The organism is Sulfitobacter sp. (assembly GCF_039977885.1).
In the GTDB taxonomy this organism is placed as follows: domain Bacteria; phylum Pseudomonadota; class Alphaproteobacteria; order Rhodobacterales; family Rhodobacteraceae; genus Sulfitobacter.
In genome coordinates, this window is the sequence record NZ_JBDWCI010000012.1 from 498,582 (window position 1) to 525,446 (window position 26,865).

25 protein-coding genes are annotated in these 26,865 nt (G+C 55.2%); 10 read left to right on the forward strand and 15 right to left on the reverse strand.

Going from position 1 to position 26,865, the window contains the following annotated elements:
- Positions 1 to 11: 11 nt before the first annotated feature.
- The gene (locus tag ABJM03_RS10775; protein WP_348417391.1) at positions 12 to 488 is read right to left on the reverse strand and encodes a hypothetical protein; all 477 of its coding nucleotides are present in this window, start codon (positions 486 to 488) and stop codon (positions 12 to 14) included.
- A gap of 158 nt (positions 489 to 646) precedes the next feature.
- Here ABJM03_RS10775 and ABJM03_RS10780 point away from each other — a divergent pair, with 158 nt between their 5' ends.
- Positions 647 to 1,327 carry a response regulator transcription factor gene (locus tag ABJM03_RS10780; protein WP_348417392.1) on the forward strand — a complete coding sequence of 227 codons (681 nt, stop codon included), beginning with the start codon at positions 647 to 649 and terminating at the stop codon, positions 1,325 to 1,327.
- Entirely contained in the window at positions 1,324 to 3,183 is a 1,860-nt protein-coding gene (locus tag ABJM03_RS10785) for an ATP-binding protein (RefSeq protein ID WP_348417393.1), read from the forward strand. Before ABJM03_RS10780 ends, ABJM03_RS10785 begins: the two co-directional genes overlap by 4 nt.
- Before the next feature lie 54 nt (positions 3,184 to 3,237).
- On the opposite strand, the gene ABJM03_RS10790 is transcribed toward ABJM03_RS10785, so the two are convergent.
- From ABJM03_RS10790 to ABJM03_RS10810, 5 genes are all read right to left on the reverse strand, one after another.
- Positions 3,238 to 3,873 carry an aspartate/glutamate racemase family protein gene (locus tag ABJM03_RS10790; protein ID WP_348417394.1) on the reverse strand — a complete coding sequence of 212 codons (636 nt, stop codon included), beginning with the start codon at positions 3,871 to 3,873 and terminating at the stop codon, positions 3,238 to 3,240.
- On the reverse strand, positions 3,870 to 4,709 hold the full coding sequence (locus ABJM03_RS10795) for an ABC transporter permease (RefSeq protein ID WP_348417395.1): 840 nt from the start codon (positions 4,707 to 4,709) through the stop codon (positions 3,870 to 3,872). The genes ABJM03_RS10790 and ABJM03_RS10795 overlap by 4 nt, the downstream gene beginning before the upstream one ends.
- A 103-nt stretch (positions 4,710 to 4,812) precedes the next feature.
- Entirely contained in the window at positions 4,813 to 5,676 is an 864-nt protein-coding gene (locus ABJM03_RS10800) for an ABC transporter permease (RefSeq protein WP_348417595.1), read from the reverse strand.
- 54 nt (positions 5,677 to 5,730) lie between these two features.
- Positions 5,731 to 6,999, reverse strand: coding sequence for a PotD/PotF family extracellular solute-binding protein (locus ABJM03_RS10805; RefSeq protein WP_348417396.1), 1,269 nt, complete (start codon positions 6,997 to 6,999; stop codon positions 5,731 to 5,733).
- Between the two features lie 33 nt (positions 7,000 to 7,032).
- Positions 7,033 to 8,019 carry an ABC transporter ATP-binding protein gene (locus tag ABJM03_RS10810; protein ID WP_348417397.1) on the reverse strand — a complete coding sequence of 329 codons (987 nt, stop codon included), beginning with the start codon at positions 8,017 to 8,019 and terminating at the stop codon, positions 7,033 to 7,035.
- A 233-nt stretch (positions 8,020 to 8,252) separates the two neighbouring features.
- On the opposite strand from ABJM03_RS10810, the gene ABJM03_RS10815 reads away from it, so the two are divergent.
- From ABJM03_RS10815 to panC, 3 genes are all read left to right on the forward strand, one after another.
- Positions 8,253 to 8,963, forward strand: coding sequence for a GntR family transcriptional regulator (locus ABJM03_RS10815; RefSeq protein ID WP_348417398.1), 711 nt, complete (start codon positions 8,253 to 8,255; stop codon positions 8,961 to 8,963).
- Positions 8,964 to 9,122: 159 nt separating this feature from the next.
- Positions 9,123 to 9,956, forward strand: a complete 834-nt coding sequence (gene panB, locus ABJM03_RS10820) for a 3-methyl-2-oxobutanoate hydroxymethyltransferase (RefSeq protein ID WP_348417399.1) — start codon at positions 9,123 to 9,125, stop codon at positions 9,954 to 9,956.
- Complete coding sequence (gene panC, locus ABJM03_RS10825; RefSeq protein WP_348417400.1) at positions 9,953 to 10,798, forward strand: pantoate--beta-alanine ligase; 846 nt, start codon at positions 9,953 to 9,955, stop codon at positions 10,796 to 10,798. Before panB ends, panC begins: the two co-directional genes overlap by 4 nt.
- 32 nt (positions 10,799 to 10,830) lie before the next feature.
- Here panC and ABJM03_RS10830 read toward each other — a convergent pair whose 3' ends face one another.
- The 9 genes from ABJM03_RS10830 to ABJM03_RS10870 all read right to left on the reverse strand — a co-directional run bounded on the left by ABJM03_RS10830 (position 10,831) and on the right by ABJM03_RS10870 (position 21,777).
- A complete protein-coding gene (locus ABJM03_RS10830) occupies positions 10,831 to 11,955 on the reverse strand; it encodes a YHYH protein (protein ID WP_348417401.1) in 1,125 nt (374 codons plus the stop codon).
- Between the two features lie 110 nt (positions 11,956 to 12,065).
- Complete coding sequence (locus ABJM03_RS10835) at positions 12,066 to 12,737, reverse strand: hypothetical protein (protein ID WP_348417402.1); 672 nt, start codon at positions 12,735 to 12,737, stop codon at positions 12,066 to 12,068.
- Positions 12,738 to 12,857: 120 nt separating this feature from the next.
- Positions 12,858 to 13,214 carry a response regulator gene (locus ABJM03_RS10840; RefSeq protein ID WP_348417403.1) on the reverse strand — a complete coding sequence of 119 codons (357 nt, stop codon included), beginning with the start codon at positions 13,212 to 13,214 and terminating at the stop codon, positions 12,858 to 12,860.
- Entirely contained in the window at positions 13,211 to 15,184 is a 1,974-nt protein-coding gene (locus ABJM03_RS10845; protein ID WP_348417404.1) for an ATP-binding protein, read from the reverse strand. The genes ABJM03_RS10840 and ABJM03_RS10845 overlap by 4 nt, the downstream gene beginning before the upstream one ends.
- 21 nt (positions 15,185 to 15,205) lie before the next feature.
- A complete protein-coding gene (locus ABJM03_RS10850) occupies positions 15,206 to 16,150 on the reverse strand; it encodes a response regulator (RefSeq protein ID WP_348417405.1) in 945 nt (314 codons plus the stop codon).
- The gene (locus tag ABJM03_RS10855; RefSeq protein ID WP_348417406.1) at positions 16,147 to 17,571 is read right to left on the reverse strand and encodes a hypothetical protein; all 1,425 of its coding nucleotides are present in this window, start codon (positions 17,569 to 17,571) and stop codon (positions 16,147 to 16,149) included. Before ABJM03_RS10855 ends, ABJM03_RS10850 begins: the two co-directional genes overlap by 4 nt.
- Complete coding sequence (locus ABJM03_RS10860) at positions 17,568 to 19,457, reverse strand: glycosyltransferase family 2 protein (protein WP_348417407.1); 1,890 nt, start codon at positions 19,455 to 19,457, stop codon at positions 17,568 to 17,570. Before ABJM03_RS10860 ends, ABJM03_RS10855 begins: the two co-directional genes overlap by 4 nt.
- A 6-nt stretch (positions 19,458 to 19,463) precedes the next feature.
- Positions 19,464 to 21,305, reverse strand: coding sequence for a cellulose biosynthesis cyclic di-GMP-binding regulatory protein BcsB (locus tag ABJM03_RS10865; RefSeq protein WP_348417408.1), 1,842 nt, complete (start codon positions 21,303 to 21,305; stop codon positions 19,464 to 19,466).
- A gap of 115 nt (positions 21,306 to 21,420) precedes the next feature.
- Positions 21,421 to 21,777, reverse strand: coding sequence for an Hpt domain-containing protein (locus tag ABJM03_RS10870; protein ID WP_348417409.1), 357 nt, complete (start codon positions 21,775 to 21,777; stop codon positions 21,421 to 21,423).
- A gap of 439 nt (positions 21,778 to 22,216) precedes the next feature.
- Here ABJM03_RS10870 and phnC point away from each other — a divergent pair, with 439 nt between their 5' ends.
- The 5 genes from phnC (at position 22,217) to ABJM03_RS10895 (ending at position 26,863) form a co-directional block, all read left to right on the forward strand.
- The gene (phnC, locus tag ABJM03_RS10875) at positions 22,217 to 23,035 is read left to right on the forward strand and encodes a phosphonate ABC transporter ATP-binding protein (protein WP_348417410.1); all 819 of its coding nucleotides are present in this window, start codon (positions 22,217 to 22,219) and stop codon (positions 23,033 to 23,035) included.
- A gap of 51 nt (positions 23,036 to 23,086) precedes the next feature.
- Positions 23,087 to 23,995 (forward strand): phosphonate ABC transporter substrate-binding protein, encoded by a 909-nt coding sequence (gene phnD / locus ABJM03_RS10880; protein ID WP_348417411.1) that lies wholly within the window; start codon positions 23,087 to 23,089, stop codon positions 23,993 to 23,995.
- A 71-nt stretch (positions 23,996 to 24,066) separates the two neighbouring features.
- A complete protein-coding gene (gene phnE / locus ABJM03_RS10885; protein ID WP_348417412.1) occupies positions 24,067 to 24,951 on the forward strand; it encodes a phosphonate ABC transporter, permease protein PhnE in 885 nt (294 codons plus the stop codon).
- On the forward strand, positions 24,948 to 26,246 hold the full coding sequence (phnE, locus tag ABJM03_RS10890; RefSeq protein ID WP_348417413.1) for a phosphonate ABC transporter, permease protein PhnE: 1,299 nt from the start codon (positions 24,948 to 24,950) through the stop codon (positions 26,244 to 26,246). The genes phnE (ABJM03_RS10885) and phnE (ABJM03_RS10890) overlap by 4 nt, the downstream gene beginning before the upstream one ends.
- A gap of 2 nt (positions 26,247 to 26,248) precedes the next feature.
- Entirely contained in the window at positions 26,249 to 26,863 is a 615-nt protein-coding gene (locus tag ABJM03_RS10895) for a chloramphenicol acetyltransferase (protein ID WP_348417414.1), read from the forward strand.
- Positions 26,864 to 26,865 lie beyond the last annotated feature (2 nt).

Sequence of the window (26,865 nt, forward strand, 5' to 3'; positions counted from 1 at the left end):
CTCGAGGGCGTTCAGGCAGGAATTGATTCAGACGATATGGCATTGTGTGATGCAGTGTTGTGCAGAGCGGTGTAATGGCCAACCACGATCAGCTCTGCCTCGCTGGGCGGCTGCGGGCCATCGAAGGCAAAATAACAATCATGCGGTGTCGGCGCACCGCCAATTACTTCGATCTCCACAAGGCAGTGACGTTGCCCATCCTGCGTTTGCAGGGTGTAGTAATCTCCGGCGTAGACCTGGACATTGCGGACGATCAATACGCCATTCAATGCAATGTCGACGCTTTCGCCGCGTGGGTCGTCACCGGTCTGATTGACGTAATCAGATCCCAAAACAAAACGTCCGCTGTCGGGGACCGAAATCCGGGCCGAGGCATCTGCGGGCAGGACGACGCGGTCCCCGGGTCTGATCCAATTCCCGTCGCCGATAGAAAGATCAGATGCTGTAAAGGCGTTAAACTGCGATAGCCTGTGACATATGCGGCTCATAATATTCCCTCCGCTGTGTGTCGGTGGCGCAATAGCTACCGCGTGTGGCGGGGAAGGCTATGCATGGAAACATCTATGTCCGGCATTATGGTTGGCCTTTAGTTTTCGTTACGGTGGATCGGAATTTTTGCAACTGTGGCGCGAAATAGCTAGCATCCATGATTGCAATGATTTTAGATGATGCCATGCAGAACGATGTCTATTCGGTCCTGATTGTCGATGATCACGTCCATACAGCCGCAAGGTTCGGTGCCAGCATTGACGCAGAGCCTGCGCTTGCGACCTGTGCAATTGCGTATGATCTGCGCACAGGGTTAGACGCGTTGGCGCTGCATAAACCACGCATTGTTCTGACTGACCTGGGCCTGCCGGATGGTGACGGCATCGAAATTGTGAAGGCGATCGCAGCGGCTGAGTGGACCTGTGATTGTCTTGTGATCAGTGTTTTCGGGGATGAAGAGCGGATACTCAGGTCGATCCGCGCAGGGGCAAAGGGCTATATTCTCAAGAATAGCCCCAATGAGGATATCGCCCGCGATACCTTATCGGTGATCGCAGGGGGCAGCCCGATCAGCCCCAAGATCGCGCGGCATCTGATTAGCCAGTTCACCTCTTCACCCTCCGCCAAACAGCCCGCTGGCAGCGCTGTTTCATTGACCCCGCGCGAGGTCGAGATCCTCAACGCAATTGCAAAAGGTTTTAAGCGGGAAGAGATCGCCGACATTCTGGGCATCGCAATCGGAACCGTCGGTAATCACATAAACAATATCTACAAAAAGCTTGAGGTGCGCTCTGGCATCGAGGCTGTTTCAGAGGCGAATTCGCTGGGAATATTATGACCGTTTCCAAGCTTCTGATGCATTCGAAACAGATGCTTTTGGTTATATTCATTGTCGGCATTGAACTTGCTGCTGTTTTGTACTTTTCGCGGCAGAGCCCTCAACCCATCAAGGGGGCTGCGCTGGTCGATACGGCATCACGCTGCACGCAAATCGCGCCGGTCGGTGAGGCTTGCTCAGACAACTCCAAATACATGGCGGCAGAGCTGCCCACGCTCTACCGTGACCGACATGCGCCATCACATCTTGTGATGACCCTTAAGGCCGAATTGGCCATGCCGCCGCGCAGTGCGGATATTTTTGCGTTGTACCTGCCCAAGATCGCTGATGCGGTCTGGATCAAGGTGAACGGCCAGCTCATCTATGAATCAGGTGATATAAACGCGCCGCCGGTGCGCCATTGGTCACGACCGGTGTTTGCGTCTGTGCCATCGGTGCTTTTGGAGCCCCGAAACACTGTCGAGATTGTCACAGCAGGATATCCGCAAGAGGGAACCGGCCTGCACCCGTTTTACTTTGGTCCTGCGGAGGTATTGGAAAGCCATTACCTTTTGCGCGTTTTTTTCACCGAAGATATGGCGATTATCGGGTTTGCCTTGATGGTTCTGTCGGCATTGGCCTTCTGCACCCTCATTATCGCCAGCCCTAAGGTTGAGGAATACCGCTGGCTGGCATTGGTCAGCACCGCCGCACCGGTTTTTGCGCTGAATTATGCAGTGATTGTTCCACCTTTTTCTTTTGAGACATGGACGATTGTGTGGAGCCTGACGCTGCATGTCTTTGTGTGCGGATTATATCGCTTCTCGCAATCCTCACTGGGGGACGCCCCGAAACCGTTCGAACGCAGATATTGGATGGTTGTGGTCTTTTTCACCTTTGCGCTGGTTTTCGGCCCAAAGGAATATCTGCTCGAGATGGTTGGCGTGCTTGGCATTGTGACGGGGGTTATCGTCGCATTGGGGTTGCTGCGGCATGTGAGGTATTATCATCGCGACGGGTTCTTCGTATTCTTTGTTCCGTTCTTTTCCTTCTCAATGGCGCTGGCCGCTGGCATCAGCGATTTGATGTTTTTCTATTTGCGCCCGTCGCCCGTTAATGTGCAGGCGGGGCATTTGGCCTTGCCGCTGATCATGGGGGTCGCCGCATGGCAGATCTTGCGAGATCTTACGCGTTCGATGCGCCAAAACGAGGATCTGAACCGGAGGTTGCAGGCCAAGGTCGAGGCGGCCAGCGAGGCGTTGGAGGCATCTTACGATGAGCTTGCCGAAGTCCGCCAGCTCGAGATGCTCGACAAAGAGCGGCAGCGCATCATGTTTGAATTACATGACGGGGTCGCAGGGCATCTGGTGAATACGCTTGCCTATATGCAATCCCATCCGGCCCCTGATGTGCGCGTCCAAGAGGCTATTGAGGGGGCATTGCAGGATCTGGCCCTGATGATCGACAGCCATGAATTACACGACAGCCTTGCGGCATCGCTTGGTATGCTGAGGGCGCGGTTGGAGCCACTGCTGGGCCGCGCCGGAGTGTCGTTCAATTGGCAAATCGAAGAAGAACTCGAAGCGCCTGTCACTGGACCTTCATTGGTGCTTAATGTTCTGCGCATTGTACAGGAAGCCGTTACAAATTCGGTCAAACACGCCAATGCCACGCTTATTACCGTTAAAATGGACCGCAAGTCAGTGATTGTGTCGGATAACGGCGTAGGGCAGAAATCGGAGATGGCTGATCGTCCTGTCGGGGTCAATGGCGGTTTTGGCATACCCAATATGAAAAAGCGGGCCAGAAATGTCTCGGCCGATTTTGATATTGAAATGACACCGCAAGGGACGACCATTACCCTATCATGGCGCTAAGCCCGAGCCATGCGGGAGGGGTTGCGACGATAGGCCCGCACGGCTGCGGTGGGGCTAAAGCGCGGCGCATATATGGGCTGCGGCAATGACACCATCAATGAGGCGCACGGTGATCTGCGGACCTGCGCGGGCAGGGATATGGGACATGCCAGCACAGCCCAGCACCACACATTGAACGTCATCCTCTGTCTGTGCGGCGTGTATCTCGTCCAGCACGCGGGCAGCGGCAGTGTCTGCCTCTGTCTCTAGCGTCAGAACCGGCACGCCTGACGCTCGCACACGGCCAAGATTACCGGCCAGCCCATAGTTTTGGATGTTGTTTTGCAGAATAGCCGTAGAGACCGGCAGTGTCGTGACCACTGAAAAACGGGGGCCTGCCATGGAGGCGAAATGATAGGCGGCCTGACCGATCCCGATCACAGGGCAATTTGCGACCTGTCGGGCTTGCTCAAGTCCGGTGTCGTCAAAACAACCGATGATGATGGCACGGGCGGATTGTGCAGATGCCTTATCTACAAGGCGCAGCAGCGGCGGGATGCAGGCCTCGCCATCCTGCGGGCCTTGAATCGCTGCTGGCCCGTCATGTGAGGTCCAGCCTTCGAAAGACATGTCGGGGCAGGCGGCCCGTGCGGTGTCGAGCATGGCCTGAGTCATCGAGTGGGTGCTGTTGGGGTTGATGATGACGATCATATCATGCCTTTGCCCGCATCGTTACCTTTGGACGCGCGCCGCCGGTTGACGAGCACGGCAAAGCCGAGGAACCCACCAATAATCAACAGTGAAAAAACTGTCGTTAGCGTGCCTAACGCATAGAGCACCGGCGAGGTGACATTGGTCGTCATGCCGTAGATTTCGAGCGGCAATGTGTTGCGGCTACCCGATGTGAGCAGGGTACGCGCAAATTCATCATAGCTGAGCGTAAAGCCGAACAGGGCCACCCCGATAAGCGAGGGCGCAATGATTGGCAAAACGACATAGCGGATTGTCTGCCATGCAGTGGCACCCTGGTCGCGGGCCGCTTCTTCATAGCTTTTGTCGAAACGGTTGAAGACAGCAAACATGATCAGCAAACCAAAGGGCAAGGTCCATGTGAGCTGTGCGCCAAAGCCGGAGGTTGCCCAATGCACGTTGATACCCGCTTGGGAAAATAACAGACCGACCCCCAGCGAGATCAGGATCGAGGGGATCACAAGGGCCGTGATAATCAGGTAAAACAACACCGTTGAGCCGGGGAACCGTTTGCGAAATGCAAGCCCGCCCATGACCGATACCGTGACGGTGGTGATCATGACCATCAGGCCCAGCACGATTGATCGTCGGAAGCTGCCCCAGATATCGCCGACCGCCTGATCCTGAAACAGATCATAAAACCAATACAACGACACCCCGCGCATAGGGAAGGTCAGGCCACCGCCCGGCCCTTGAAACGACAAGATGCCGATGGTGATCGTCGGGCCGTAAAGAAAGGCCACAAACAGGATAAAGAACCCCGTGAGAAAGTAGAACGAGCGGGGGCGCGGTTCCATCAGGTCGCCTCCTGTCTGAGAAGTGTTAGGGGGCGCGTGCGCAGGCCGCGGTTGTCACAGACCCGCGCGGAAAACTTGTTTCTGAAGAGTGCGTTGGGCATGGTCATAGCTCCTTGCGGATGTCGACAAAGCGCAGCAAAATCCCGATGGTGATCAGCACCGTGAGCAACAGGACAATCGCCGTGGCGGAGGCGCTGGGATATTGCAGCAACGCGATATCATTCGAAATCAGACGCCCCACATTGGCCGACTGGCTGCCTGACATGATCCGTACGGTAAAGAAATCGCCCATCACCAAAGTCACAACAAAGATTGTTCCGATCATGATACCGGGTTTGGTCAGCGGGATGATCACGTTCCACAGAATTTGCGCGCCAGAGGCACCCGCGTCACGGGCGGCTTCGATGTAGGATTTGTCGATGCGCATCATGGTGTTGAAGATAGGAACGACCATGAACAGCGTATAAAGATGCACAAAGGCCAGCACGACCGAGAAATCGCTGAACAGCAGCCACTCCAACGGTTCGTTGATCACACCCCATGAAATCAGAGTCGAATTGGCGATGCCATTACGACCCAGAAACGGAATCCAGCTGATCATGCGGATGATGTTCGATGTCCAGAAAGGGATCGTGCACAGTAAGAACAGAGCGATTTGCCATGTCTGGCTGCGGATATGGAAGGCCAGATAATAGGCCACGGTAAACCCGATCAGAAAGGTAAAAACCCACGTCAGAATGGCGTATTTGAACGTGTTTACGAACACCGTATAGGTCACCGGTGAGCCGAACAGAAATTCGTAATTCTCGAACTGGAAAGCAGGGGTGATCGAGAACTCGGTGGCCTGCCAAAAGCTGACAACCGTGATCATCACGATGGGTAGAACCAAAAAAATAAGCAGGACAATCGCCAATGGCGATATCATCAACCAGCCCACGATCGCGTTATTCTTGAATATTTTCTGCATTTTATCCAGCACGTTGAGGGAGTGCGGGAGCGCCACGTGGCGCTCCCATGGGGCTTAGGCCGAGATGAATTCATTCCATTTGCGGACCATATACTGGTTTTCATCCATGACAGAGTTCCAGCACGCCACAGCGCCCATACGGTCATGGAACGACCCGCCATCGCGCATTTCACCTGCCTGTGCCAATGTGTCCCCCGTGGGCGAGGTGATGGTATCGGTAGCGGCTTTGCCTTCGTACCAATAGCCCCACTCATTCTCGGACATGAATAGTTTTGAGGTCTCGGGAACAGCCGAATAATAGCCCTGCCGCATCAGGAAACCGCCGGTCCAGCCTGACAGATACCAATTGATATATTCATAGGCGGCATCAAGTTTCGCCCCTTCAAGACTGGCTGCAAGCCCCATACCGCCGCCCCATGAACGATAGCCTTCCTCAAGCGGTTGATAGATACATTCAACGCCTTGCCCTTTGACCGCGGTGATCGCAGGAGACCACATCGACTGGATCACGACCTCGCCCGAGGCCATCAGATTGACGCTTTCGTCAAACGATTTCCAGAACGCGCGGAACTGGCCGGCCTTCTTGGCTTCGGTGAAGATCGCCATGGTTTTGTCGATCTCTTCGCGGGTCATATTGCCTTTGTCGCCATATGCGATTTCGCCCATGGACTCACAAACCATTGCCATATCCATGATCCCGATAGAGGAAATATCAAGGATGGATGCCTTGCCTTTGAACTCGGGGTTCAACAGCTCGGACCAGTTCTTGATCGGGCGTCCGATCAAATCGGGCCGGATGCCCAATGTATCCGCGTTATAGATCGTCGGGATCAGCGTCATCCAACCGGATTCTTCTTGTACAAATTGTTTGCCGTCCTTGCCTTCGACAAAGCCGACTGTGCTGGGCGCGGTGCCTTGGGCGACGACACTGTCAGGGGTAAGCTTGCCTGTGGTGAATGTGGCTGCGATCTTGTCGTAGTTCTTGATCTTGGACGTATCCATCGCCTGCAGATTACCTGTGGGCCAGACCTTTTTGCAGATCCAGTATTCGATGTCAGCAATGTCAAAGCTGTCGGGCTGTGTGGCCACGCGCTGTGTCACGCTGTCGGAATCAAGCGCGGTCATTTCCATTGTGATGCCAAGATCTTCCTTGGCTTTGGCGGCAATTTCGTTAAAGGCGGATACGCCTGTTCCGGCTTGTCGCAGAACGATATTGGACTGCGCCCAGACCATAGGCGCGGCCAATGTGCCGGCAGCTGCGGCGACGCCGGATTTGAGCATGGTGCGGCGGCTAAGGCCGTTACGTTTGGTATAAAGTGTCATCAGTCTCTCCTTGTCGGTCGTGAATGCCGCATTTTATGCGGTCAATTTATGTTGGTTCGTGTGATCCCAGATCAGACCAATCTGATCTCCGGGATGGTGGGGCTTGGCGAAAAAGTCAGCGTCGGGCATCAGCGCGGTGACTTCCTGATCGCCTGCGATCTTGGTGAGGATGGATACATGGGTGCCCTGATATTCGACGCCCAGAACCACGGCATCGACGCGCCCTTTCTGCGGGGCGGTGGTCTTTACCGCGTCTGTGCGCACCGCGACATGGCCCTCGGGCAGGGCGATCACGTTGTGGCCGCCCATGAAACGGGCCACAAATTTGGTCTTGGGTGCATTAAAGACATCGCGCGCAGGCCCGGCCTGTTCGATGACAGCGTTGTTCATCACCACAATCTCGTCGGCCAGCGCAAGCGCCTCGTCCTGCCCGTGGGTGACGTGTAAAAAGCTGATGTTGAGTTCTTTTTGCAGCTTGCGCAATTCGCTGCGCATCTTGATCCGCAAGAACGGATCCAAAGCCGAGAGCGGCTCATCAAGCAGCAAAACCTGCGGCCGCGTTATCAATGCGCGTGCAAGGGCGACACGTTGTTGTTGCCCCCCGGACAATTGCGCAGGCAGGCGGTTGGCTAAGGCACCAAGGTCAACCAGTTCCAGCATCTCACCTGCTTTTTTGTGGCGCTCGACCTTGTCGATCCCCTTCATTTTGAGGCTGAAAGATACATTGTCGAGCACGCTCAGATGCGGAAAAAGCGCGTAATCCTGAAACATCATTGCCGTGCCGCGGCTGGCGGGGGGCAGGTGTGAAATGTCCCGCCCTGCCAAAAGGATCGACCCGTCCGACACTGTCTCGTGACCTGCGATCATGCGGAGCGTTGATGATTTGCCACAGCCCGATGGCCCCAGAAGGCAGGTATAGCTTGCGGTTTTAAAATGATGGCTCACGTGATCCACCGCGACCGTAGCGCCATAGGTTTTGACGACTGAGACCAGCTCCAGATCTTGTTTTATTGCGACCATGACACCCCCTTGTTGCGCTTAACAACGCGGGCCGTCGGGAGATTCTGAAAGGAAAAATCGACGAAATCTTTAGCTGGTTTCGCAAGTGGCGCGTGTTTAATCGCCGATCTTATATCGCGGCCACTTTTTTGAGCACAATATTGTATACAACTGTGGTGACGATTGTGCTCAATCGGTGATGCTCTTGTTGATCAGACAAAGCCGTGGCATGACGCGAATAGAAGGAAATCGGCATGAGCACTCACGACGCTGCTGCTGCGCTTGTCGGGCGCGGTACATCACCCTCAGGCGATTTTGTGGTCGCTGCCCTGTCGCGTGCCATTCATGAACATCGTCTGGCACCGGGGACAAAGCTGGGCGAGGGGGACCTAGCAGAGATCTACGGGACGTCGCGCACCATCATCCGTGCGGCGTTACAGTCTCTTGCTCATAGCCAGCTTGTCGAGATCCGGCGCAATCGCGGCGCGTTTGTCGCCAAACCTACCCCTAAAGAAGCACGCGAGATCTTCGAGGCCCGGGAGCTACTTGAACCGCGCACTGCGCATATGGCGGCACAGAAGGCCACACAGGCCGATGTGGCGCTTTTGCGTGCACATATCGCACAAGAACATGAGGCATTGGCACAGTCCGATTCCGGCCGCGCCTTATATTTGTCAGGACAATTGCATGTGCATATTGCCCGAATTGCGGACCAGACGACGATATCGGGCTTTATCGAACATCTGATTGCCCGCTCATCGCTGATTGTCGCGCTCTACTGGAAGCGGGAAAGCGCACTGTGTGAGCGCCATGCGCATCATTCGCTGGTCGACGCAATCGCGGCGAATGAGGCAGAGACCGCCGAAGCCCTCATGCGGAGCCATCTGGTTGATCTACATTCCTCGATCGAGCTGCCGAAATCACATGATGTGGGTGCAACGCTGAAGGAAATTCTCGGAAGCTAAGGCCAAAGGGCGAGGTAACGCAGGTTTATACCTTTGCGATTGTCCGTGTTGGTGCCGCGATATCAACATCAACTCGCGCTGCCGTGAGGGAGGGGCTGGCGGTAGGGGCGCAGGATTGGTAAACGCGACGCCGACCCGCTGCCTCAAAGGAGCCAAGATATGAGCGCAACCGCACCAAAAAGAGCACCGATGCCAGATGACATCCGTGCCCGTAAAGGCGGCGTGCCGTTGGTATCGCTGACAGCCTATACCACTCCAATGGCCGAGCTGATGGACGGTGTTTGCGATTTTGTGCTGGTTGGCGATTCAGTGGGCATGGTGCTGCACGGTTTGCCGTCGACCTTGGGCGTGACGATGGAGATGATGATCCTGCACGGGCAGGCCGTCGCACGTGGGCTGCATAGCTCGATGATGGTGGTGGACATGCCCTTTGGTTCATATGAACAAAGCCGCGAGCTGGCTTTTGCCAATGCGGCGCGCATCATGGCCGAGACCGGCGCAGGTGCGGTCAAGCTGGAAGGGGGCGTGGAGATGGCCGACACGATCGCCTTTCTTGTCGTACGAGGTATTCCGGTGATGGCCCATATCGGCCTGACACCCCAAAGCATCAACACGCTTGGCGGTTATAAGGTTCAAGGGCGCGGTGACGCGGGAGAGCAGCTTTTGGCGGATGCACAGGCGGTCAGTGACGCGGGCGCATTTGCCGTTGTGCTGGAAAAAGTGCCGCAGAACCTTGCGGATGATATCACAGCCAGAATTGCGATCCCGACCATCGGGATCGGCGCATCGGCGGGATGTGATGGTCAAATCCTTGTGGTGGACGATATGTTGGGGCTGTTTACGGCGTTCAAGGCGAAATTTGTGAAACGCTATGCCCACTTGGGCGATGATGCCCGTGCGGCGGTGTCCGCATACGCAGATGAGGTCCGCGCGCGGAAATTTCCGGCGGTCGAGCACGTCTTTGGTGATGCGGCGCCAGAGGCGAAATCATGACCGCGCCGATGATACGCCAGCTTAGCGATCTGCGCGCGCAGGTTGCCAGCTGGAAAGCAGCGGGCGAAACCATCGGCTTGGTCCCGACAATGGGCGCGCTGCATCAGGGGCATCTATCACTGGTCGCAGCAGCAAAAGCCGCCTGCGACCGGGTGATTGTGACGATCTTTGTAAACCCGCGCCAGTTCAACTCGGCCGAGGATTTGGCGAATTACCCAAAGACCGAAGAGCAGGACGCCCAAAAGCTCAAGCCGTTCAATGTGGATGCGCTTTATGTGCCGGATGGGGATCAAATCTATCCTGAAGGGTTTTCGACGACTGTGTCGGTTGGCGGGGTGGTGGATGTGTTGTGCGGTGCTGCACGTCCTGGCCATTTTGACGGGGTCGCCACGGTTGTGACCAAGCTTTTTCTGCAAAGTCAGGCGGATCAGGCGTTTTTTGGAGAAAAGGATTTTCAACAAGTCCAAGTGGTCACACGTTTGGCGCGTGATCTGGATATTCCGATTAAGGTCGTCCCATGTCCGACCATCCGCGAGGAAGACGGCTTGGCGATGTCATCCAGAAACCTTCTTTTGTCAGATCGTGCAAGGGTTTACGCGCCAGAGTTAAACCGCGCGATGGAGGATGTCGCCGAAAGTGTTCTGGCGGGAAATGATATGGCGCAGGCCCGTGCGGCGGCATTGGCGCGGTTGGAGCGTGCAGGTTTTACCAAGGTTGATTATTTTGAGCTGCGCGCCAGCGATGATTTGCGCCTGCTGCAAAGACCCGACGTTCCCGCGCGTCTGTTTGTTGCCGCATGGTTGGCTGGCGTTCGACTGATCGACAATATCGCGGTGGGCTGACCGGCCTGCTTGTGTCGTTTGGGCGGCCTGTCTTAAGGTCGGCGGGGGAAGGCTGCTTGGAGCTTGCTTGCAGAGATTCCAAGGCGTTCGGCAACCTGTGCAAGATTAGCGCCCGGACCGCCTTCGGCCTTGATCGCACTTCGTAAATCACCGGTCGCCACACCCAGTTTTGCCGCAATAGCTGTGAGGTCGGGACGTCTGCCTCCGGGCCCGCCTTGCGCATTTTTTGAGCCAATCCCCGCACTGGCAGTGGTGGAGAAATTGTCTTTTGCCACAACCCCGACAAGACAGCTGGGCAGGTTCGGGAAGGTATCGCTGGCGTGATAATGGTAGATACCGGTTTCGGCATCGACATGCCCCCCACATTGGTCAAGCCCGACAGGTTCGCTGCCATTTGCTTCGCGTGAGCCATAGATTGCAAAGCCGTCAAAAGCATAAGCGAATTGTGCGCTTGGGTCTTGGGTAACATTTTCACAGGAGGCGGCGACGTCTTCGTTCGAGTAGACCGTGTCAATATCGGTCGCGGTTGTGTGCCAGTGATACCAGCCACCGGGATCGACATGCCCGCCGCAGGTATCAAGTGCGGGCATATGTGATCTGTCCAGCACGGAAGGGGCATCGGAGAAAATAGGCACCCCATCAAGGCCAATGCCAACTTTTGAAACTGTCCCAAGCTGCTGGGGCGCATCGGCCATGACGGGTTTGACGGGGATAAGGAGGGTCATCTTAACCTCTGAATCCAATGATGCCGAGATACATTCGTGATCGGCCTCAGGCCCTTCCACACGAATATCAAACATATTTACCACGCCATTCTCATCGTAGAACGTATAGCCCATATCCGAAAGCATGCTAAGAAACGCGCCATCAATACGGTACAGACCGGCATTTTCGCCGTCCCAGTCCCAGATACCGCCGACATCATCCAGCGTTGCAGGGCAAAACGGGCCGATCTCAAGGGTGTCCGGCAGGTATTTGACCTCATAGGCGGCGCATTGCGCCGTATCGCCGTTTTCCAATGTGCAGTCGACAATCTTGGCCGGTTCGACCAAGGCCGTATCTGCAACGCTATCGGTGTTTGCATGTGCGAAGGCTGCTACAGGCGCGGAGCAAAGAAAGGCTGTAACCAGCCATAGTTGGTGTGCCGGTTGTGCCATCGGAAATATCCTACTGTTGTAACGCATTACTGCTGATACGTTACCGCATTGTATTTCTGTCGCAGAAACCTGCAAAACGATGCGTCAGGATAGCTGCTGCCGCGCGGGCCCTAGAACTGGGTCCAAAGTCCGACTTTGAGCGCGGTTGTGTCAGTCCTGAATTGGTAATTCGCCCCCAGCTCGACCGAGAACACCGGCGTCAGTTTGAAAACATAGGAGGGCGCAAAAGCGATAAAGCTGCGCTCGTTCGAGCGCTTGGAATATTGCAGCTGGATGATCGAAAGCGAGCTGTCGGGGTTGTTGATGCCAAAAGTGGTATCAATACCCGTTAGCTCGTCACCATTGGTAAAGAATGAATGCCTGCCTTCGATGCCGTACCAGCCGTTCCCCCAAGACGCGCTATACCCGCGCCCCCATGCTGCGATGGGGCGAATGGCACCATGTTGGCCATCGTCGCTATCTTCGACGCCGACCCCAAGACCGTATGAAAACAGATGTGTACCATAGGAGACCGTTTTGCGCAGAAACGCAATTCCGGTGGTCTGTTGCGAGGCCACATTGCTGCCGCCGTCGATGCCAAAGGTCAAATCCTCTGTCAGCCCGTATTCATAAAACAACGATGCAAATGACGAGCTGCCGCCGTCCACTTCCGTCTGGATCGAAGTCGATAGAAAGGTCCGGCCTTCGCCACGTGGAAAGGCATCAGCGTGGGCTGCGTTCGATAAGCTGAATGACAATAAGGCAGCTGCGCTTGCGTAGGATAACGGCTTAAAGTTTGGCACGGGTAATACCTTTTTAGGTTAGATTGCTTTTCGGTATTCAAGGTTCGGTAACTGTAGGGGGGATATTGTCGTTGACCGGTCACAGAGTTTACGAAAGGCGGGTCGGGTTGAAATGCGTGCTCATACGGCTCTTAAGTATTCAGCAAGCTTAACGGGTTTAAACGGTTTGTGCAAAATCTGGTTTGCGCCCAAAGACATCAGTTCGATTTCGGATTCCTGAGAGGTTTTGGCAGTGCACATGACAATCTTTGTCTGGGCGTGGCGCTCCATGTTGCGTGCGGTGCGAAGGACTTCTTTGCCGTCGGGTGGCAGCATCATAACATCCAGACAGATCACGTCGAAATCCTGAGCTTTGAGTAATTCGATCGCTTCCTGACCCGTCGCGGCAAACGTAGTGTCGATGTCGTCCTCTACCATCAGCGAAATCTCGATCAGCTCGCGAATATCGGCCTCGTCGTCGACAAACAGAACTTTCATGTATCTTCCTCCGTGGGCGCGGTGTGTGCGATATGGCACGGGAATGTCACAAAGAACACTGTACCAGTCGATCCGGTATCATCAACGGCGGTTTGGGTGTCAAAGCTAATGTTGCCATCTTGCCGTTCGACAAGCTGTTTTGTGATCGCAAGGCCAAGGCCTGTGCCGCTGACCTGAACATCGCCATCGTGCACTGGCAGGGCAAAGCGGTCAAATAGCCGTTCACGTGCGACGCTCGGGATGCCGGGGCCATTGTCACGCACATAGAAAGTCAAGGCATCACCGTTCTGAACCGCGCCAATATTCACCGTGCTACCGGGGGGGGAATATTTGATCGCGTTGGATATCAGATTAGAGAATATTTGCTGCAAACGGTCAGGGTCGGCGTTGATGATCGCTTCCTCGCTCCGCTCGCAGGCCAGATTCACTTGGGCATTGAATCCGTATCCCGAATTTGATGCCACGGCTTCTTCCAACGCGTCACTGGCCATAACCGGTCTGGTACGCAGGTTGAATTGCCCCTGATCAATCGCCTGTAGGGTCAAAATGTCATTCACCAGCATCAAAAGCCGTTCGGCGTTTCGTGAGGCAAGGACGATGAGACGTTTGGCAGGGTCGGGAATGCCGTCCGAAAACCGGTTCTCCAGCAGGTTTAACGAACCTGATAGGGACGTAAGCGGCGTGCGCAATTCGTGATTTACCGAGGTCACGAAGCTGTCCCTTGCCGCGGCCAGACGTTCCTCATCGGTTGCATTGGCAAGTACGCAATATGCGACGTCCTGATTGTTCGACGTCAGTTTCATCATGCGGCATTTGATTGCCCGACCATCGGGGGTCGTGCAGCGGTGTACATGTAGCTCTTTGGGAATCTTAGAGAAATCCGGAAGCATGGCACGTAGCTGTTCAATCGCGAGATCATTATCCTGCTGGCTTAAAAGTTCGCGTGCAATTCTATTTGTCCGGTTGAATTTGCCATCTTTGGAAAAGATCACGATGCCTTCGCCGACACTGTCGAAAATTGCATTAAACTCGCGTTGTGCGGCGAGTAGTTTGTGGTTGGTTTCGCGCGATTGCTTGAGGCTGCTGGAAAGCTGGATCGATTTGGCATTTAGCTTCATTGCCATGCTAATCGATTTTACGAAAAGGGTCGTCGCGATCAGAAGAAAGCCCAATGTACGTTTGTAGTATGGTAACAAAACAGAGTTATGCGACCGCGTCACATTGATCGTGAGGCCCAATGTAGAGATTTTACGGGACTCGACGATTTCTTTTTTTCCCGCCTCCTGCGCCAATTCTTGGGACTCGAATACAGGTGCCCCGTTGGCGGCGAGGATTTCGACATGCATGTCTTCGGGAATGTCTTCCAGAGTGAGGGCATCGGAAAAATATGTCTCGCTCAGAGAGGACGCAATCACGCCAAGCACCTCGCCAGAGGGAGAGACCACAGGCCAGGCAATTGGCGTCAGGCGGCGGCCCGTTCTGCTGGAGTAAATCGGGACACCAACAGCATATTCATTCAGGCCAAGTTCTAATGCTGTTTGAAAGTATCGACGATCCGCAAGCTGCATGCCGGCCATCTGGGGGACGGAGGCCCATGTAACTGTTCCGTCCGTGTCGAGCAATAACAGGCTGTCGATCTGATCAATCTGCTGAAGGGTCTGACGCATCAGATCGCCATAGCGTGCTTCGACATCTTCAATCGCGATGGAGGGCCTGGATGCGTAGAGCTTGATCAAATTCCACATCTGAACATTGGCGATTGCAAATTTGGAATCAAGAGACTGTTCAAACAGTTCGGAGACACTGGCAAGCTGGTTGCGCGCGTCCGTCATCGTACGGGTATAATCGTAGCGGACCATATAGGTCGTCCCGACAATGAAGACGACCAAAAGCAGAGCTATCGACGGAAGAAAGGAACGCCCGTCTACTTTTCGGGCGTTGTTCCGCCCCAGACTACGATGCAATTTCATGATAGCGTATGCATTAATTTTCTAAACATTTACGATTTGAACTGTGCCAGCCGTGTCTACTGATGTCTGCGTCTCGAGCAGTTTCAGCGCCTGCCCAAGGCGGTGACCAACGGTGGTGGCTTCGCAGGCCACACAAACAGCGGCACTGATGGTGACGGGCACTTGCCGCCAGGCTTGTGGTGTTGATAGGTCGGCGTCTTTGACGGCTTGGATGAAATTTTCGGCTTGCGCCTTTAGCAGATCATCAGCCAGTCCGGCCCCGGCGAAACAGAACAGGCCATCTTCCCAATGGACAAAGCTATCTCCGGCGCGGATGTTCACCTTGGATAGTGTTTGCGCCACATCCTGAATGATCTGGGAGGTCGTGGCCTCTGGCAGATCGGCCTCGTTTTTGAGGTTGTCGATTTTGAGCGCGATTATACCAACAGAGGACTGCGCATCGGCGGATAAAGCCATCAGATCATTCTGTAGCCCCAATTGTGTGCCAAGCATGTTCTGCTGGGCGTCGCCCTGCGCACGTCCGCCGAAACCGGAGGCGGGGCTTTTGGTGCCGCGGCTTTCGCTTGCCCGTCTTCGGCCGGTTTCTGCGCGCAGGCGTAGGCTGCTTCTCATGCGGGCTTGCAGTTCGATGCGGTTGAACGGTTTGGTCACGAAATCATTCGCGCCGGCCATGAAGGCACGGGTCAGCGCATCCATATCCTTGCGACTGGTAAGCATGATGATGGGAACATCACGCCATGCGTCGATCCCCCTGATCCGCGCGCAAAGTTCGATGCCGTCAATAACCGGCATCATGATATCCATCAAAATCAGGTCGGCATTGGTTTCGCCAGCCTCGATGGCCTCGAGTGCCTCGCGCGGGTCAAGAAAGCTGACCACATCGTTGAAGCCAAGTTCAACGAGATTGCTGCGAATAAAATCTTGCGCGATATCAGAATCGTCAATCGCCATAATCCGTTGGTTCATTCTGTCGCTCCTTTTAAACCAACACGCTTTGCAACGCGCCAACGCTCATTCGAAAAAACCACGTCGTAGAACGGCATCTCATTTGTGGAAAGCTCTGGAAAACGTCGTGCAATACGATCAGTTTCCACGCCATCCTTTTGGGTGTTTCGCAGTAGAATATACGGTGCACGCATCAAGCCTCCTTGCAAAGCCCAATCGTACATCGTCTGTCCGGACACGATGAACCGTGACATATTATCAATTGTGGGCACGATCTGTGGGTTTCGTTCGACGTCTACCATAATGCCGTCTTTTCCCTCGAGAAAATTTGCTACATCTTGCGTTAAATTTGCGCCGGGGAGTTTGTTGCCTTGGGCGGCGTAAAACCAGTTGCGTGTTTCCGTGTCAGGGCTGGCGCGCAGTGAGAGCAGGGACAGCAGCAGGCTCAGCGCGAGCAATGCAATGATAATAGGTTCGCGGGGCGCGTTGAGAGGCCAGAAACGGATCGCGGCAACCAGAACCGCAAGCATCGGTGCGATTGCCAAGGCCGGGTCGGATTCAACGTGTAACATTGTATTGAGCAAATATGCTCCGAGAACGGTCCCGAAGGCGGCAATCAACGGCAAAACATATTGTGGCGTCACGATGTTGCGCAGAGCCGCCAACAACGTCACCGGAGCAAGCCCGGCAAGGATTGCAAAATGCCCCCATAGGGTAATGTTCAGCGGCGCTTCTACGAGCTGCGGCATCAATGCGCTGTCGAAAATCTTGGATATAAAGATCAACGAAAGGATCGCGGCCAAAACGGGGTAGAACATAGCCACCAGATACCCGATGGGCGAGGCGGTCAGCATACTGGGCCTTGCAGCCACAATCATAAAGGGCAGGGAGCCCAGACAAATCAACAGCCCGTAACTGTTGGACAACGACACGATCAACAAGCCGACAGCGACTTTCATCATATCAGGCGCATTGCCTGCAATCCGCAAGTTTACGATCCCGCGGGCAAACACCCACGTACCGATCAGCGTCAGGATGGCCTCGGGACCATCTGCCAAGGCCCGTAGGAAAAACGGGTTCACCGTCAAAAGTAGGACCGAAACCGCGCTGGTAAGAGCAGAAACACCGCCGTTGTCGCGCAGATTGTTATAGAACATCATGACCATCAAAGCGCCAAGTGCGGCTGACAGAAGAAAGGGTGTCGGCACCGCTGTGCCGCCTGTGATCCACTGGAGCCCGATTGTCAGCACAAAGGGTAAGGGCGGGAAAAACGCATCGGTGGCATTATATCTAACGGGTCCGTCGACCTGCATGATCGCTTTGGCCCATAAGACAGTGACCCTCTCGGCCACAAACCCATGCCCTTGCGCCCATGCCAATGTCAGCAAAAGCGCAATGAAAATCAGGATAAAAAAGGCAAGCTGTCCCGCGTGGCGCGTCATCCGGTGGCATCCTCGCTCTCGAGGCTGGCCTCGGCGACTTCGCTGGCTGTGTGTTTGGACAGGCCGTGCTGCGTCTTCTCCCAATAGAAGGGGTTAAAGACAAGTTGGGACAACGCCTTGTAGGAGGCAACTGTCATCAAGCCCCAATAACCGACCACGGTAATTCCCCAAGGGGCCAGATCGGTCCAGCGGCGCCTGAACGGGGCCACCATCGTGAGATAGATCAGCAGCCCGTTCCCTGCCAGCAAGTTGAGCAGCGACAGATACAACACCGGAAGCGGAAAATAGGGGCTGATTACGTCTTCGCCAAAGATCATCCAGATGGCAAAGACCGACCAGAAAACCGGATTCAGCAAACCGGACAGAAAAGTGCCGCCAATAAAGAAGATAAAGCCAAAGACACCGGCCGGACCGACCGTCCGCCACAGGTGAACGGGGCGGCGGCTGTGGACCAGAAAGGTTTGCATATACCCTTTGATCCAACGGGAGCGTTGCCGGATCCAGTTGGGGATAGATACGTTTGCCTCTTCAAAGGTCGTGGAGTCGATCACGCCGACCCGATAGCCTTTTTGCGTCAGGCGAATGCCGAGGTCCGCGTCTTCGGTGACGTTGAAAGGGTCCCAGGCGTTGAGTTCGCGCAAAACGTCCATACGAAAGTGATTTGACGTGCCACCCAAAGGGATCGGGACTTTCAATTTTTCAAGGCCCGGCAGCATCAGGTCAAACCACAGAGAATAATCCAGCGTGAACATCCGCGTCAGCCAGTTTTCACGGGCATTGTAGTAGTTCAGCCGGCATTGGATGCAGGCCGTATTATCGGGTGACTGGTTGAATGCCGCCACAACTTTCTTCAGCTGATCGGGTTCGGGTTTGTCTTCCGCGTCGAAGATAACCAGAAAATCACCTTGTGAATACCGCAGGGCATAGTTGCACGCCTTGGGTTTGGTCTGAGGATGCGAGGCTGGCACGCGGATGATCTCGAACACCCCCTCGAGATTGAGGCTACGTGCGGCATCAATCGTCTCGTGATCGTCCTCTTCAAGCACAATCTTGATGTCGAGCTTGGCCAAAGGATAGTCCAGATTGCGCAGCGCTTGGGTGAGGATGGGCAACACCTCGGGCTCGCGGAACATGGGCACAAGCACGGTATAGGTGGGCAGGTCTTCGTCACGCAGCAATCCGGCCTCTGCAGCAATCGCGCGGGAGGAATGCTCCTGTGCGGAGCCGCCAACCCAGACCAGTATCGCCTTGAACAGGAAATTGCCGGTGTAAAACACGGTCAGTACAACGTTGATCGCGATAAGCGTGCCGATAGGCGCAAACATCATACCCAGCAAAAAGGCGGACAAGAGTAAGTAGAGCACCAGAATTTGCGGCGGCGTAATCACGTTTTGCGCCGACATTTCGGGGTCTAATTCGGCCAATGCAAAAACCGCATCATGGGAGTGTTGTTCGCGAAAGGCGCGCTGCAAGGACCATGAGATATCAAAATGCGAGGCGATAACGATTTGTGTATCAGCCCCGAATGTTTCGCGCACATGCAAAAGAGTGGCCGGTCCGGGGCGGGCTGTGGCGACTGTGATCACGCCATCCGCTTTGGCCAACGGGACGGTCATCCGGTCATTCATCGTGCGCGGATCAAACTGCCTGATCAGCGCATCATCGGGTGGTTGCTCCATCAGATTGAGCAGGGGAAGCTGATAGTGAAAGGCAAGGCTTTCATACAGTTGGTCCGAGGTGAGCCAACGGCGCGACAGCAGCACCTTGACCAAGGATACACCCCAGTCTTCGGCAAGCTCTTCGGCGGCTTGCAACTGATCGGGAGAAATCACCTCCCGATCGAGCAGCAAATCACCTATGGCTTCACTGTCGGCATCAAGCGCCATGACGGTCTAGGCGTCCGTCTTTGCGTCGCGGCGGCGGCGATAGATCCGCTGGAAAACCGCCAGAACCATCAACGTCAGGGCAAGCCAGACACCGCCGACAATCCATGGCCGGTATTTATCAAGGATCTCTACAAAGGTCGTCTGGTCGGGATAGACGACATCAATCAACGAATTGCTCCGGGTAGATGTGGACACGACCACACCTTCCTGCCCGACCAAGGCAAAATCGCCACGGTCCAGAACAAAGGGCGTTTGTTGGGACGCATCAGGGGCCGGCCCTGTGCCGGGGCGAAGCCAGATACCGTTGACACCATTACGGGTGATCATCTGTACGATGCCGAAACGCTCCAGCGCCTCGCCGTCAAACATCAGATCGCCGTTGCGGTCGCGTATCTCAATGCGGCCTTTGTCGGCTGTTATCAGCGGCTCACCATCGCCCGGATTTTCGGCCGATACGATCAGGAATGGCGCGTCAGCGTTAATGTCGACCAGCGCGTTGCGTGCAATAATCGGGGCGCTGTCGGGAATGATCGTGCCTGCGACGCTGCCAAGCCAAGGCATCAGGGCAGTTTGGCTCAGTTCAAGTGCGGGATCCACAAAGACCTGCGCGCCTCGGGAAAATTCCTGACGAAGCTGGAAGAAATTCTCATCCCCGCCCGGAAGGTTTTTTAGCTCCAGTGTGCTGCCGGGCAGTAGCTGTACGGCAAACCCTTGGGGTTTCACGCGGCATTGACCGCCCGAGGGTTGGCGTTGGAAGGAGACGCGCAAGACGTTGTCGCGGCTGATCAACCCATCAGGTACATCAAATTTTACACGTTCGGGCTGCCCGCGCTCCAATGACCGTGCGCCAAGAAGCGTATCGTTCAGATAGACGGTCGCGCTCGCGCCGGTCCCCGAAGGATCAAGTGCGGCGGCCAGCATAAGGTCCACTTGTGAGACTGTCTTGCCTGCGGGTAAATCCGAAGATTGGAACGGGATCACATATTGATCGGACGAAATGATCAGCTTTTCACGCAGATCACCACCCAGCGTGGCCAAGCTTACTGAATTGGCCGAGGTGGTCGGGGTATCAATGGTCCGGACCACATTGGTGTCCCCATCGGCCAGACCGGCCCATTGTGACGCCAGTTGTGACAGCCCCAGTTGGGGATCGGTGCCGCTTACTTGCAAGGTGAGGCGGGTGCCGGATTGAACGACTTCCATCTCGCTTTCGGGGCCAGTTGTCGTCACATCCAACGCAATGGCACTGGATGTCCATTCAGCCCCGTCCGGTGCAAGTGGTGCTGCGCCGAATGCCACGCCGCCTTGTTCGGCCCCGAACAGGGTTGCCGCGCGGACAAGCGCCGCGAGGCCGGCAGCCTCAGTGCCCGAGGGTGTCTTTACGTATACTTTAGACGGGCGAAAGCCGTTGAATTCGACAGGTGTGTCAATCTCGGACGCGTCCAGTGTAAGCGAAAGTGCGGAGTCGGGCGCGATTTGCACAAAATCACCCGAGGCACGTTCGTCTACGCAGATGAATTCGGAAAATGCGCCGGAATAGGCTAGGCCTACTGTCAAAAATCCGTTGCGAATGTCGTCGGGGCGGATTTCGACAGGCAGGGTAATCTTGCCGCCCTCGACCTCAAGGCCGATTGAGGCGGCAATCCGGTTGCCGATCTTGACCTGCAGGTAGCGCTCCACAGCGTTGGTGGCACCGTGTTCGATATTCAGTGTCAGTTCGCCCGCGCGCAGCGGCGCCGCATCGGGGATCGGGAAAAAGAGCTCTGACTGACCGGACAGCTGGGTGAATGACACCCCTTCGCTGAAACCTAGATCACGAAATGTCGTGTTGCGAATTAAGGTACCCAAAGCAGGCTGCTGCGCCGCCGGGGCGGTGCCTTGCTGTGCGGTGAGGGGTTGAGCGTGAGCACCAAGTGCTAAAAAACTAACCGACGCGGTCAGAAGGAAAAAGTTCTTCATAATCTCAATACTGCTCTCTCAATAGGGCACCGGCGGCAATAGCATCATCCACAATCGCAGCGAGGCGGGTCTTTTGGTCTTGGGTCAATTCGGAACCCTCGATATCCGCCTTCTCGGCTATATCCACGCCGTAACGGATGATTTTTTCAATTTCGTCAAATTCAAGCATAGCAGCATTTCCGCCCATGTCATGGAGCATTCGGTGGAGCTTGTGGGCTTGGGTTTCGTCAGAACAGGTCTCAGGTGCCATTTGAATAGCATCTGCAATATCACCCAACTTTTCTTCCAGCGTATGGATGAAACGCTTGCGAACCTGCGCAATGCGCTCTTCGTAAGAAAGGTTTTCTAAATTCTGCGTCACTTTGAGGATCCATGTGATTCTGAGCGGTGAACTACAACCATGAGTATAGTCCGGATTGGCGTTCGGTGCTTGGGGAATTTTCGGGGCGGCTTGCCATTTTTGTTTCAGATACGAAAGCCGTGAAGGTGGCGGGTGTGTTCACGATAGCGTGGGCTTTCTTTGATGGATGTCCAGTTATACTGTAACACCTGAATGTGTCGGCAATTTGTCAATATTTTTAGCATCATAATGTAAACATGGAGATATAAACGTTAATAATTTGTAAGGAGATTTAACTAGGCACGCACAGGTTTATGTGTGTGATATATATGCAGCCGTCCCAATGGCGCATGGCTCCGGTTTGGTGCAGTTTTAGTAAACCTTGTTACAATAGCTTAATTAAATTATCGCAAATGTGTCTCCTCGACACCGTAGGGATCTTCCAACGTAGGGGATTGCTATGCTGAAATTTAATCAAGTCACGAAAACATTTGGAGCAAACACCGCCGTACACGCGGCCAGCTTTGTCGTCGATAAGCCCATGATGATCGGTATCATCGGACGATCAGGGGCGGGCAAGTCCACGCTGCTGAGAATGCTGAACTGTCTGACAGATACCTCTTCGGGTAGTATCAGCTTTGACGGGCAAAACGTTTCGGGGCTGCGTGGCGCAGCCAAACGCCGCTGGCAGTCGCAATGCGCGATGATTTTCCAACAATTCAATCTGGTGCCGCGTATGGATGTGGTGTCCAATGTGCTTCACGGGACCCTGAACCGACGCTCGACTATGGCGACGATGTTCAACTTGTACCCTGATGAGGACATTCACCGCGCCATTGATATTCTGGAGCGTCTGGGCATTGCCGAGCACGCGCCAAAACGCGCCGAAGCCCTGTCGGGAGGCCAGCAACAGCGTGTCGCTATTGCGCGCGCCTTGATGCAGGATCCGCGGATTATTCTGGCGGATGAGCCGATTGCTTCGCTCGACCCGATGAATGCGCAGGTCGTGATGCAATCCTTGCGCGACATCCATGAACAAGACGGGCGGATGGTCATTGCCAACCTGCACACGCTGGATACGGCACGCCGCTATTGCGACCGTGTGATTGGTATGCGCGGCGGTCAGATCGTTTTTGATGGCCTTCCAGAGGAACTTACCACCGATACCGCCCGCGAGATCTATGGCGCGGACGCAAGCTTTTCCGAAGCCACAACCTCTACGCAGATCGAGACAGCCGCGCCTGCGTTGCATGCTGTCTCGGCAATTGCAGCCCAGTAACACGCCCGAAAAACGCGCACCTGCAGGTGCATTATTCAAGAGAGAAGACAGATGAAAAAGACGATCACCCTTGCCCTTATGACCACTGCACTGGCCACTGGCGCATTCGCCGAAGGGCAAGCCATTGATGAATTCCGCATCGGTATTCTGGGCGGGGAAAATGCCCAAGACCGTATGAACAGCAATGAATGCCTGCGCACCAAAATCGAAGATGCGCTTGGCGTGCCGACCAAACTCTTCGCGCCTGCGGATTATAACGGGGTGATTCAGGGGCTTCTGGGCGGCACAATTGATCTGTCGCTGATGGGCCCGTCATCCTACGCAGCGGTTCACATCGCAGATAAAGATGCAGTGTCCCCGATCCTAGTGAAAGTGAATGTTGACGGCAGCACAGGTTACTATTCGGTTGGTTTCGCACGCAATGACAGCGGCGTAAAATCGCTTGATGACATGAAGGGCAAAGTGTTCGGTTTCGGTGACCCGAACTCGACCTCCGGCTATCTGATCCCCTCGGTCGAGATCCCTGGCCAGATCAATGCGACGATGGAAAATGGCGACTATTTCGGCGAAGTGAAATTCACTGGCGGCCATGAGCAAACCATCGTTGCCGTGAACAATGGCGATGTGGATGCAGGTGTGACATGGACGGATGGACAGGGTGACTGGGAAGACGGCTATACCTTCGGCGCGCTGCGCAAGGCAGTTGATGCCGGTCTGATCGATATGAACGACATTTCTGAGATCTGGCGCTCAAAACTGATCCCCGGTGAGCCTGTGGTTCTTCGCAATGCATTGCCTGACGACGTACGTGCGAAAGTGACCGAAATCATCGACACAATGGGCGAAACCGACCCCGATTGCGCAACTGCACTGGCGGGCGGTGAGGTCAGCGGTTTTGATCCGATCACCCATGATGCATATACGTCCATCGTTGCGGCCCGTTTGGCTAAATCCAATTAAAGCTACTGAATTTGCAATAAATACTGGCTCCGGATGCTCATCCGGGGCCAGCTATTTTCACGGGGGCCGGCATGGCTGAAAAAAGAATACGCGGCGTACAGGCCGTGGAGCGCAGTGAAGCATATCTTGCGCAGATCAAACGCAAGCGGTTGATGAACTCCATCTTCCTGATTGTTTTTCTGGCCCTGCTGGTATCGGGATTCTACACCGCTGATAGCCGCAATGCAGGCGGGTTCTGGGACGGGATCAGCAATATCTTCGACTTTCCCGCAGCAATGCTGAGCGAAGCGGTCGAGCGGGCTCCGCTGATGCCGGGCTACCTTGTGAAATACTTCCCTTCGTTGATTGAAACGATCAATATTGCTGCGGCGTCTACTTTGCTTGGCGGGCTTTTGGGGTTGCTGATGTCCTTGATGATGACCCGCGGCCTTGCCCCTGTGCCGTGGCTTGTGGCTCCGCTGCGGCGCCTGCTGGATATTCTGCGTGCGGTCCCTGAAATTGTGATCGCTCTGGTGTTGATTTTTACACTTGGCGGCGGGCCTGTCCCTGCAATGATCGCCATTGCGCTGCATTCGGTGGGCGCGATGGGTAAACTTTTCTCAGAAGTGAATGAGAATGCTTCTCTCAAGCCGATAGAGGGGCTCGCCTCGGTCGGGGCAAACTGGAGCCAGCAGATGTGGCTGGGCATTATCCCGCAGGTGGCCCCGAATTACCTCAGCTATGCGCTGCTGCGCTTTGAGGTCAACATCCGTGCTTCGGCCATTCTGGGTTTTGTCGGGGCAGGGGGCATCGGCTATGACCTGCGCAACACAATGAGCTGGGGCGTCGGAAAATATGACGAGGCCGCAGCAATCTTTATCCTGCTCTTTTTGACAATTGTCGCAGTCGATCAACTTTCCAGCGTTCTGCGCAACCGGCTGACACATGGCACAGCAACTTCACAGGTGACCGCATGACCTCGGCCAGCATCTATGCCGCTACGACTAGGCAATTTAGCCGCAAAACACGTTTGGCGATTGCCGCGCCTTTGGTGGTTCTTGGCTATTTTGCCTATATCTGTGTTTCGTTCGATGTGGCTGGTCTTAGCCAGCGGATCAATCTTGATAACGCGCGTACATTAGTGTCCGATAGCTATAGTTACAAAACCCATGTGCAGCAGGATAACCGCAACGGCGCGGTCACAATTGCGGTCGAAGGTGAACGCAAGGGCCAATACCCCGAAGGCATGGCCCCTGATTGGGTCACCTTGGGCGAGGAGACAATTGTCGATCTTGGTGAGGGTAACGTGGTCACGCTTGGCCCGCAGGTTCGCTATGACATCCCGGATTACGGGCTGGTGACAGCGCGGCCGGATCGCAGCGGCGTACATGCAGTCTTTCCGGCGGGCGATCTGCCCGATTATATCAATGCCTCTAAGAACCGCGTGATGATTGCCACAGACGCAGGGCGGCTGACCATCACCCGCGCCCGTGCGGAGGTTTTCAAATATAGCTACGGCTGGGAATTGTTCTTTTTCACACTCGACAGCCCCTATCACGGCATGGGTTTGTTGCAATTGCTGGACCGTGCATTGCATGGCGAGGCGGGTGCCATTGTACAGGACTTCTGGACCAACAAGATGTGGCGGCATGGCGATGTGTTCTGGGCATTGCTTGAGACGTTATTGATGGCATTTTTGGGAACATTCGGTGCGGCCATTGTCGCTTTGCCATTGGCGTTTCTAGCGGCGCGGAATTTCACGCCCCTTGGCGTATTTCGGTTTGCCGCGCGTCGGGTGTTCGACTTTTTGCGCGGCGTGGACGGGTTGATCTGGACCATTGTGCTAAGCCGCGCCTTTGGGCCCGGGCCGCTCACCGGTGCCTTGGCGATTTTGCTGACAGATACCGGCACCTTCGGCAAAATGTTCTCCGAAACACTGGAGAATGTGGACGGCAAGCAGATCGAAGGCATCAGCTCGACAGGGGCGAAGCCTGCGCAACGCTACCGATTTGGTGTTTTCCCGCAGGTGATGCCGGTTTTCCTGAGCCAGATCCTTTATTATCTCGAATCCAACACCCGCTCGGCGACGATCATTGGCGCAATTACCGGCGGCGGTATCGGTTTGCTGCTGACACAGGCGATTGCCACGCAGAAGGACTGGGAAGAGGTCACATATTACATCGTTTTGATTATTATGTTGGTGATGGCGATGGATACATTGTCCGGTTGGCTGCGCCGCAAGCTGATCCAGGGCGACGAGGGAGGGCATTAATTATGGCCCGTCTGCGAGCAGACCAGCCGTTTGTGCACCCCGAGTGTGAGCTGACCGATGCCAGCTTTGGCAGATACGTCGAGATCGGGCGCGCCACCCGCATGGCCCATAGTCATTTCGACGATTACACGTATTGCGATCGGTTTTGCGACATCGCCAATACCACTGTTGGCAAGTTCTCGAATATCGCGGCATTCGTGCGGATCGGGGCAACGGATCACCCGATGGAGAAGGCGAGTCTGCATCACTTCCACTATCGTTCAGGCGACTATTTTGACGATGCCAGCAATGACGAGGCATGGTTCGTCCACAGGCGTAGCCGGCGCACGACGATTGGCCATGACACATGGCTGGGCCACGGCGCACAGGTTCGGCCGGGCGTTACAATCGGCCACGGCGCGGTGGTTGCCAGTGGAGCAATTGTGACCAAGGATGTCCCGCCCTATATGATTGTGGCGGGTGTGCCGGCGGTTCCTTTGCGTGCGCGATTTACCAGCGCGGTGGCGGAGCGGCTGATGACGCTGGCGTGGTGGGACTGGCCGCATGAGCGGCTGTGCACGGCGTTGGATGATTTCCGGACCTTGGGTGCCGAGGCTTTTCTGGAACGCTACGCATAAAC

Coding starts and splice junctions, on each gene's coding strand:
- ABJM03_RS10775 (WP_348417391.1), bottom strand. CDS start 488: ATGAGCCGCATATGTCACAGGCTATCGCAGTTTAACGCCTTTACAGCA.
- ABJM03_RS10780 (WP_348417392.1), top strand. CDS start 647: ATGATTGCAATGATTTTAGATGATGCCATGCAGAACGATGTCTATTCG.
- ABJM03_RS10785 (WP_348417393.1), top strand. CDS start 1,324: ATGACCGTTTCCAAGCTTCTGATGCATTCGAAACAGATGCTTTTGGTT.
- ABJM03_RS10790 (WP_348417394.1), bottom strand. CDS start 3,873: ATGATCGTCATCATCAACCCCAACAGCACCCACTCGATGACTCAGGCC.
- ABJM03_RS10795 (WP_348417395.1), bottom strand. CDS start 4,709: ATGGAACCGCGCCCCCGCTCGTTCTACTTTCTCACGGGGTTCTTTATC.
- ABJM03_RS10800 (WP_348417595.1), bottom strand. CDS start 5,676: ATGCAGAAAATATTCAAGAATAACGCGATCGTGGGCTGGTTGATGATA.
- ABJM03_RS10805 (WP_348417396.1), bottom strand. CDS start 6,999: ATGACACTTTATACCAAACGTAACGGCCTTAGCCGCCGCACCATGCTC.
- ABJM03_RS10810 (WP_348417397.1), bottom strand. CDS start 8,019: ATGGTCGCAATAAAACAAGATCTGGAGCTGGTCTCAGTCGTCAAAACC.
- ABJM03_RS10815 (WP_348417398.1), top strand. CDS start 8,253: ATGAGCACTCACGACGCTGCTGCTGCGCTTGTCGGGCGCGGTACATCA.
- panB (WP_348417399.1), top strand. CDS start 9,123: ATGAGCGCAACCGCACCAAAAAGAGCACCGATGCCAGATGACATCCGT.
- panC (WP_348417400.1), top strand. CDS start 9,953: ATGACCGCGCCGATGATACGCCAGCTTAGCGATCTGCGCGCGCAGGTT.
- ABJM03_RS10830 (WP_348417401.1), bottom strand. CDS start 11,955: ATGGCACAACCGGCACACCAACTATGGCTGGTTACAGCCTTTCTTTGC.
- ABJM03_RS10840 (WP_348417403.1), bottom strand. CDS start 13,214: ATGAAAGTTCTGTTTGTCGACGACGAGGCCGATATTCGCGAGCTGATC.
- ABJM03_RS10845 (WP_348417404.1), bottom strand. CDS start 15,184: ATGAAATTGCATCGTAGTCTGGGGCGGAACAACGCCCGAAAAGTAGAC.
- ABJM03_RS10850 (WP_348417405.1), bottom strand. CDS start 16,150: ATGAACCAACGGATTATGGCGATTGACGATTCTGATATCGCGCAAGAT.
- ABJM03_RS10855 (WP_348417406.1), bottom strand. CDS start 17,571: ATGACGCGCCACGCGGGACAGCTTGCCTTTTTTATCCTGATTTTCATT.
- ABJM03_RS10860 (WP_348417407.1), bottom strand. CDS start 19,457: ATGGCGCTTGATGCCGACAGTGAAGCCATAGGTGATTTGCTGCTCGAT.
- phnC (WP_348417410.1), top strand. CDS start 22,217: ATGCTGAAATTTAATCAAGTCACGAAAACATTTGGAGCAAACACCGCC.
- phnD (WP_348417411.1), top strand. CDS start 23,087: ATGAAAAAGACGATCACCCTTGCCCTTATGACCACTGCACTGGCCACT.
- phnE (WP_348417412.1), top strand. CDS start 24,067: ATGGCTGAAAAAAGAATACGCGGCGTACAGGCCGTGGAGCGCAGTGAA.
- phnE (WP_348417413.1), top strand. CDS start 24,948: ATGACCTCGGCCAGCATCTATGCCGCTACGACTAGGCAATTTAGCCGC.
- ABJM03_RS10895 (WP_348417414.1), top strand. CDS start 26,249: ATGGCCCGTCTGCGAGCAGACCAGCCGTTTGTGCACCCCGAGTGTGAG.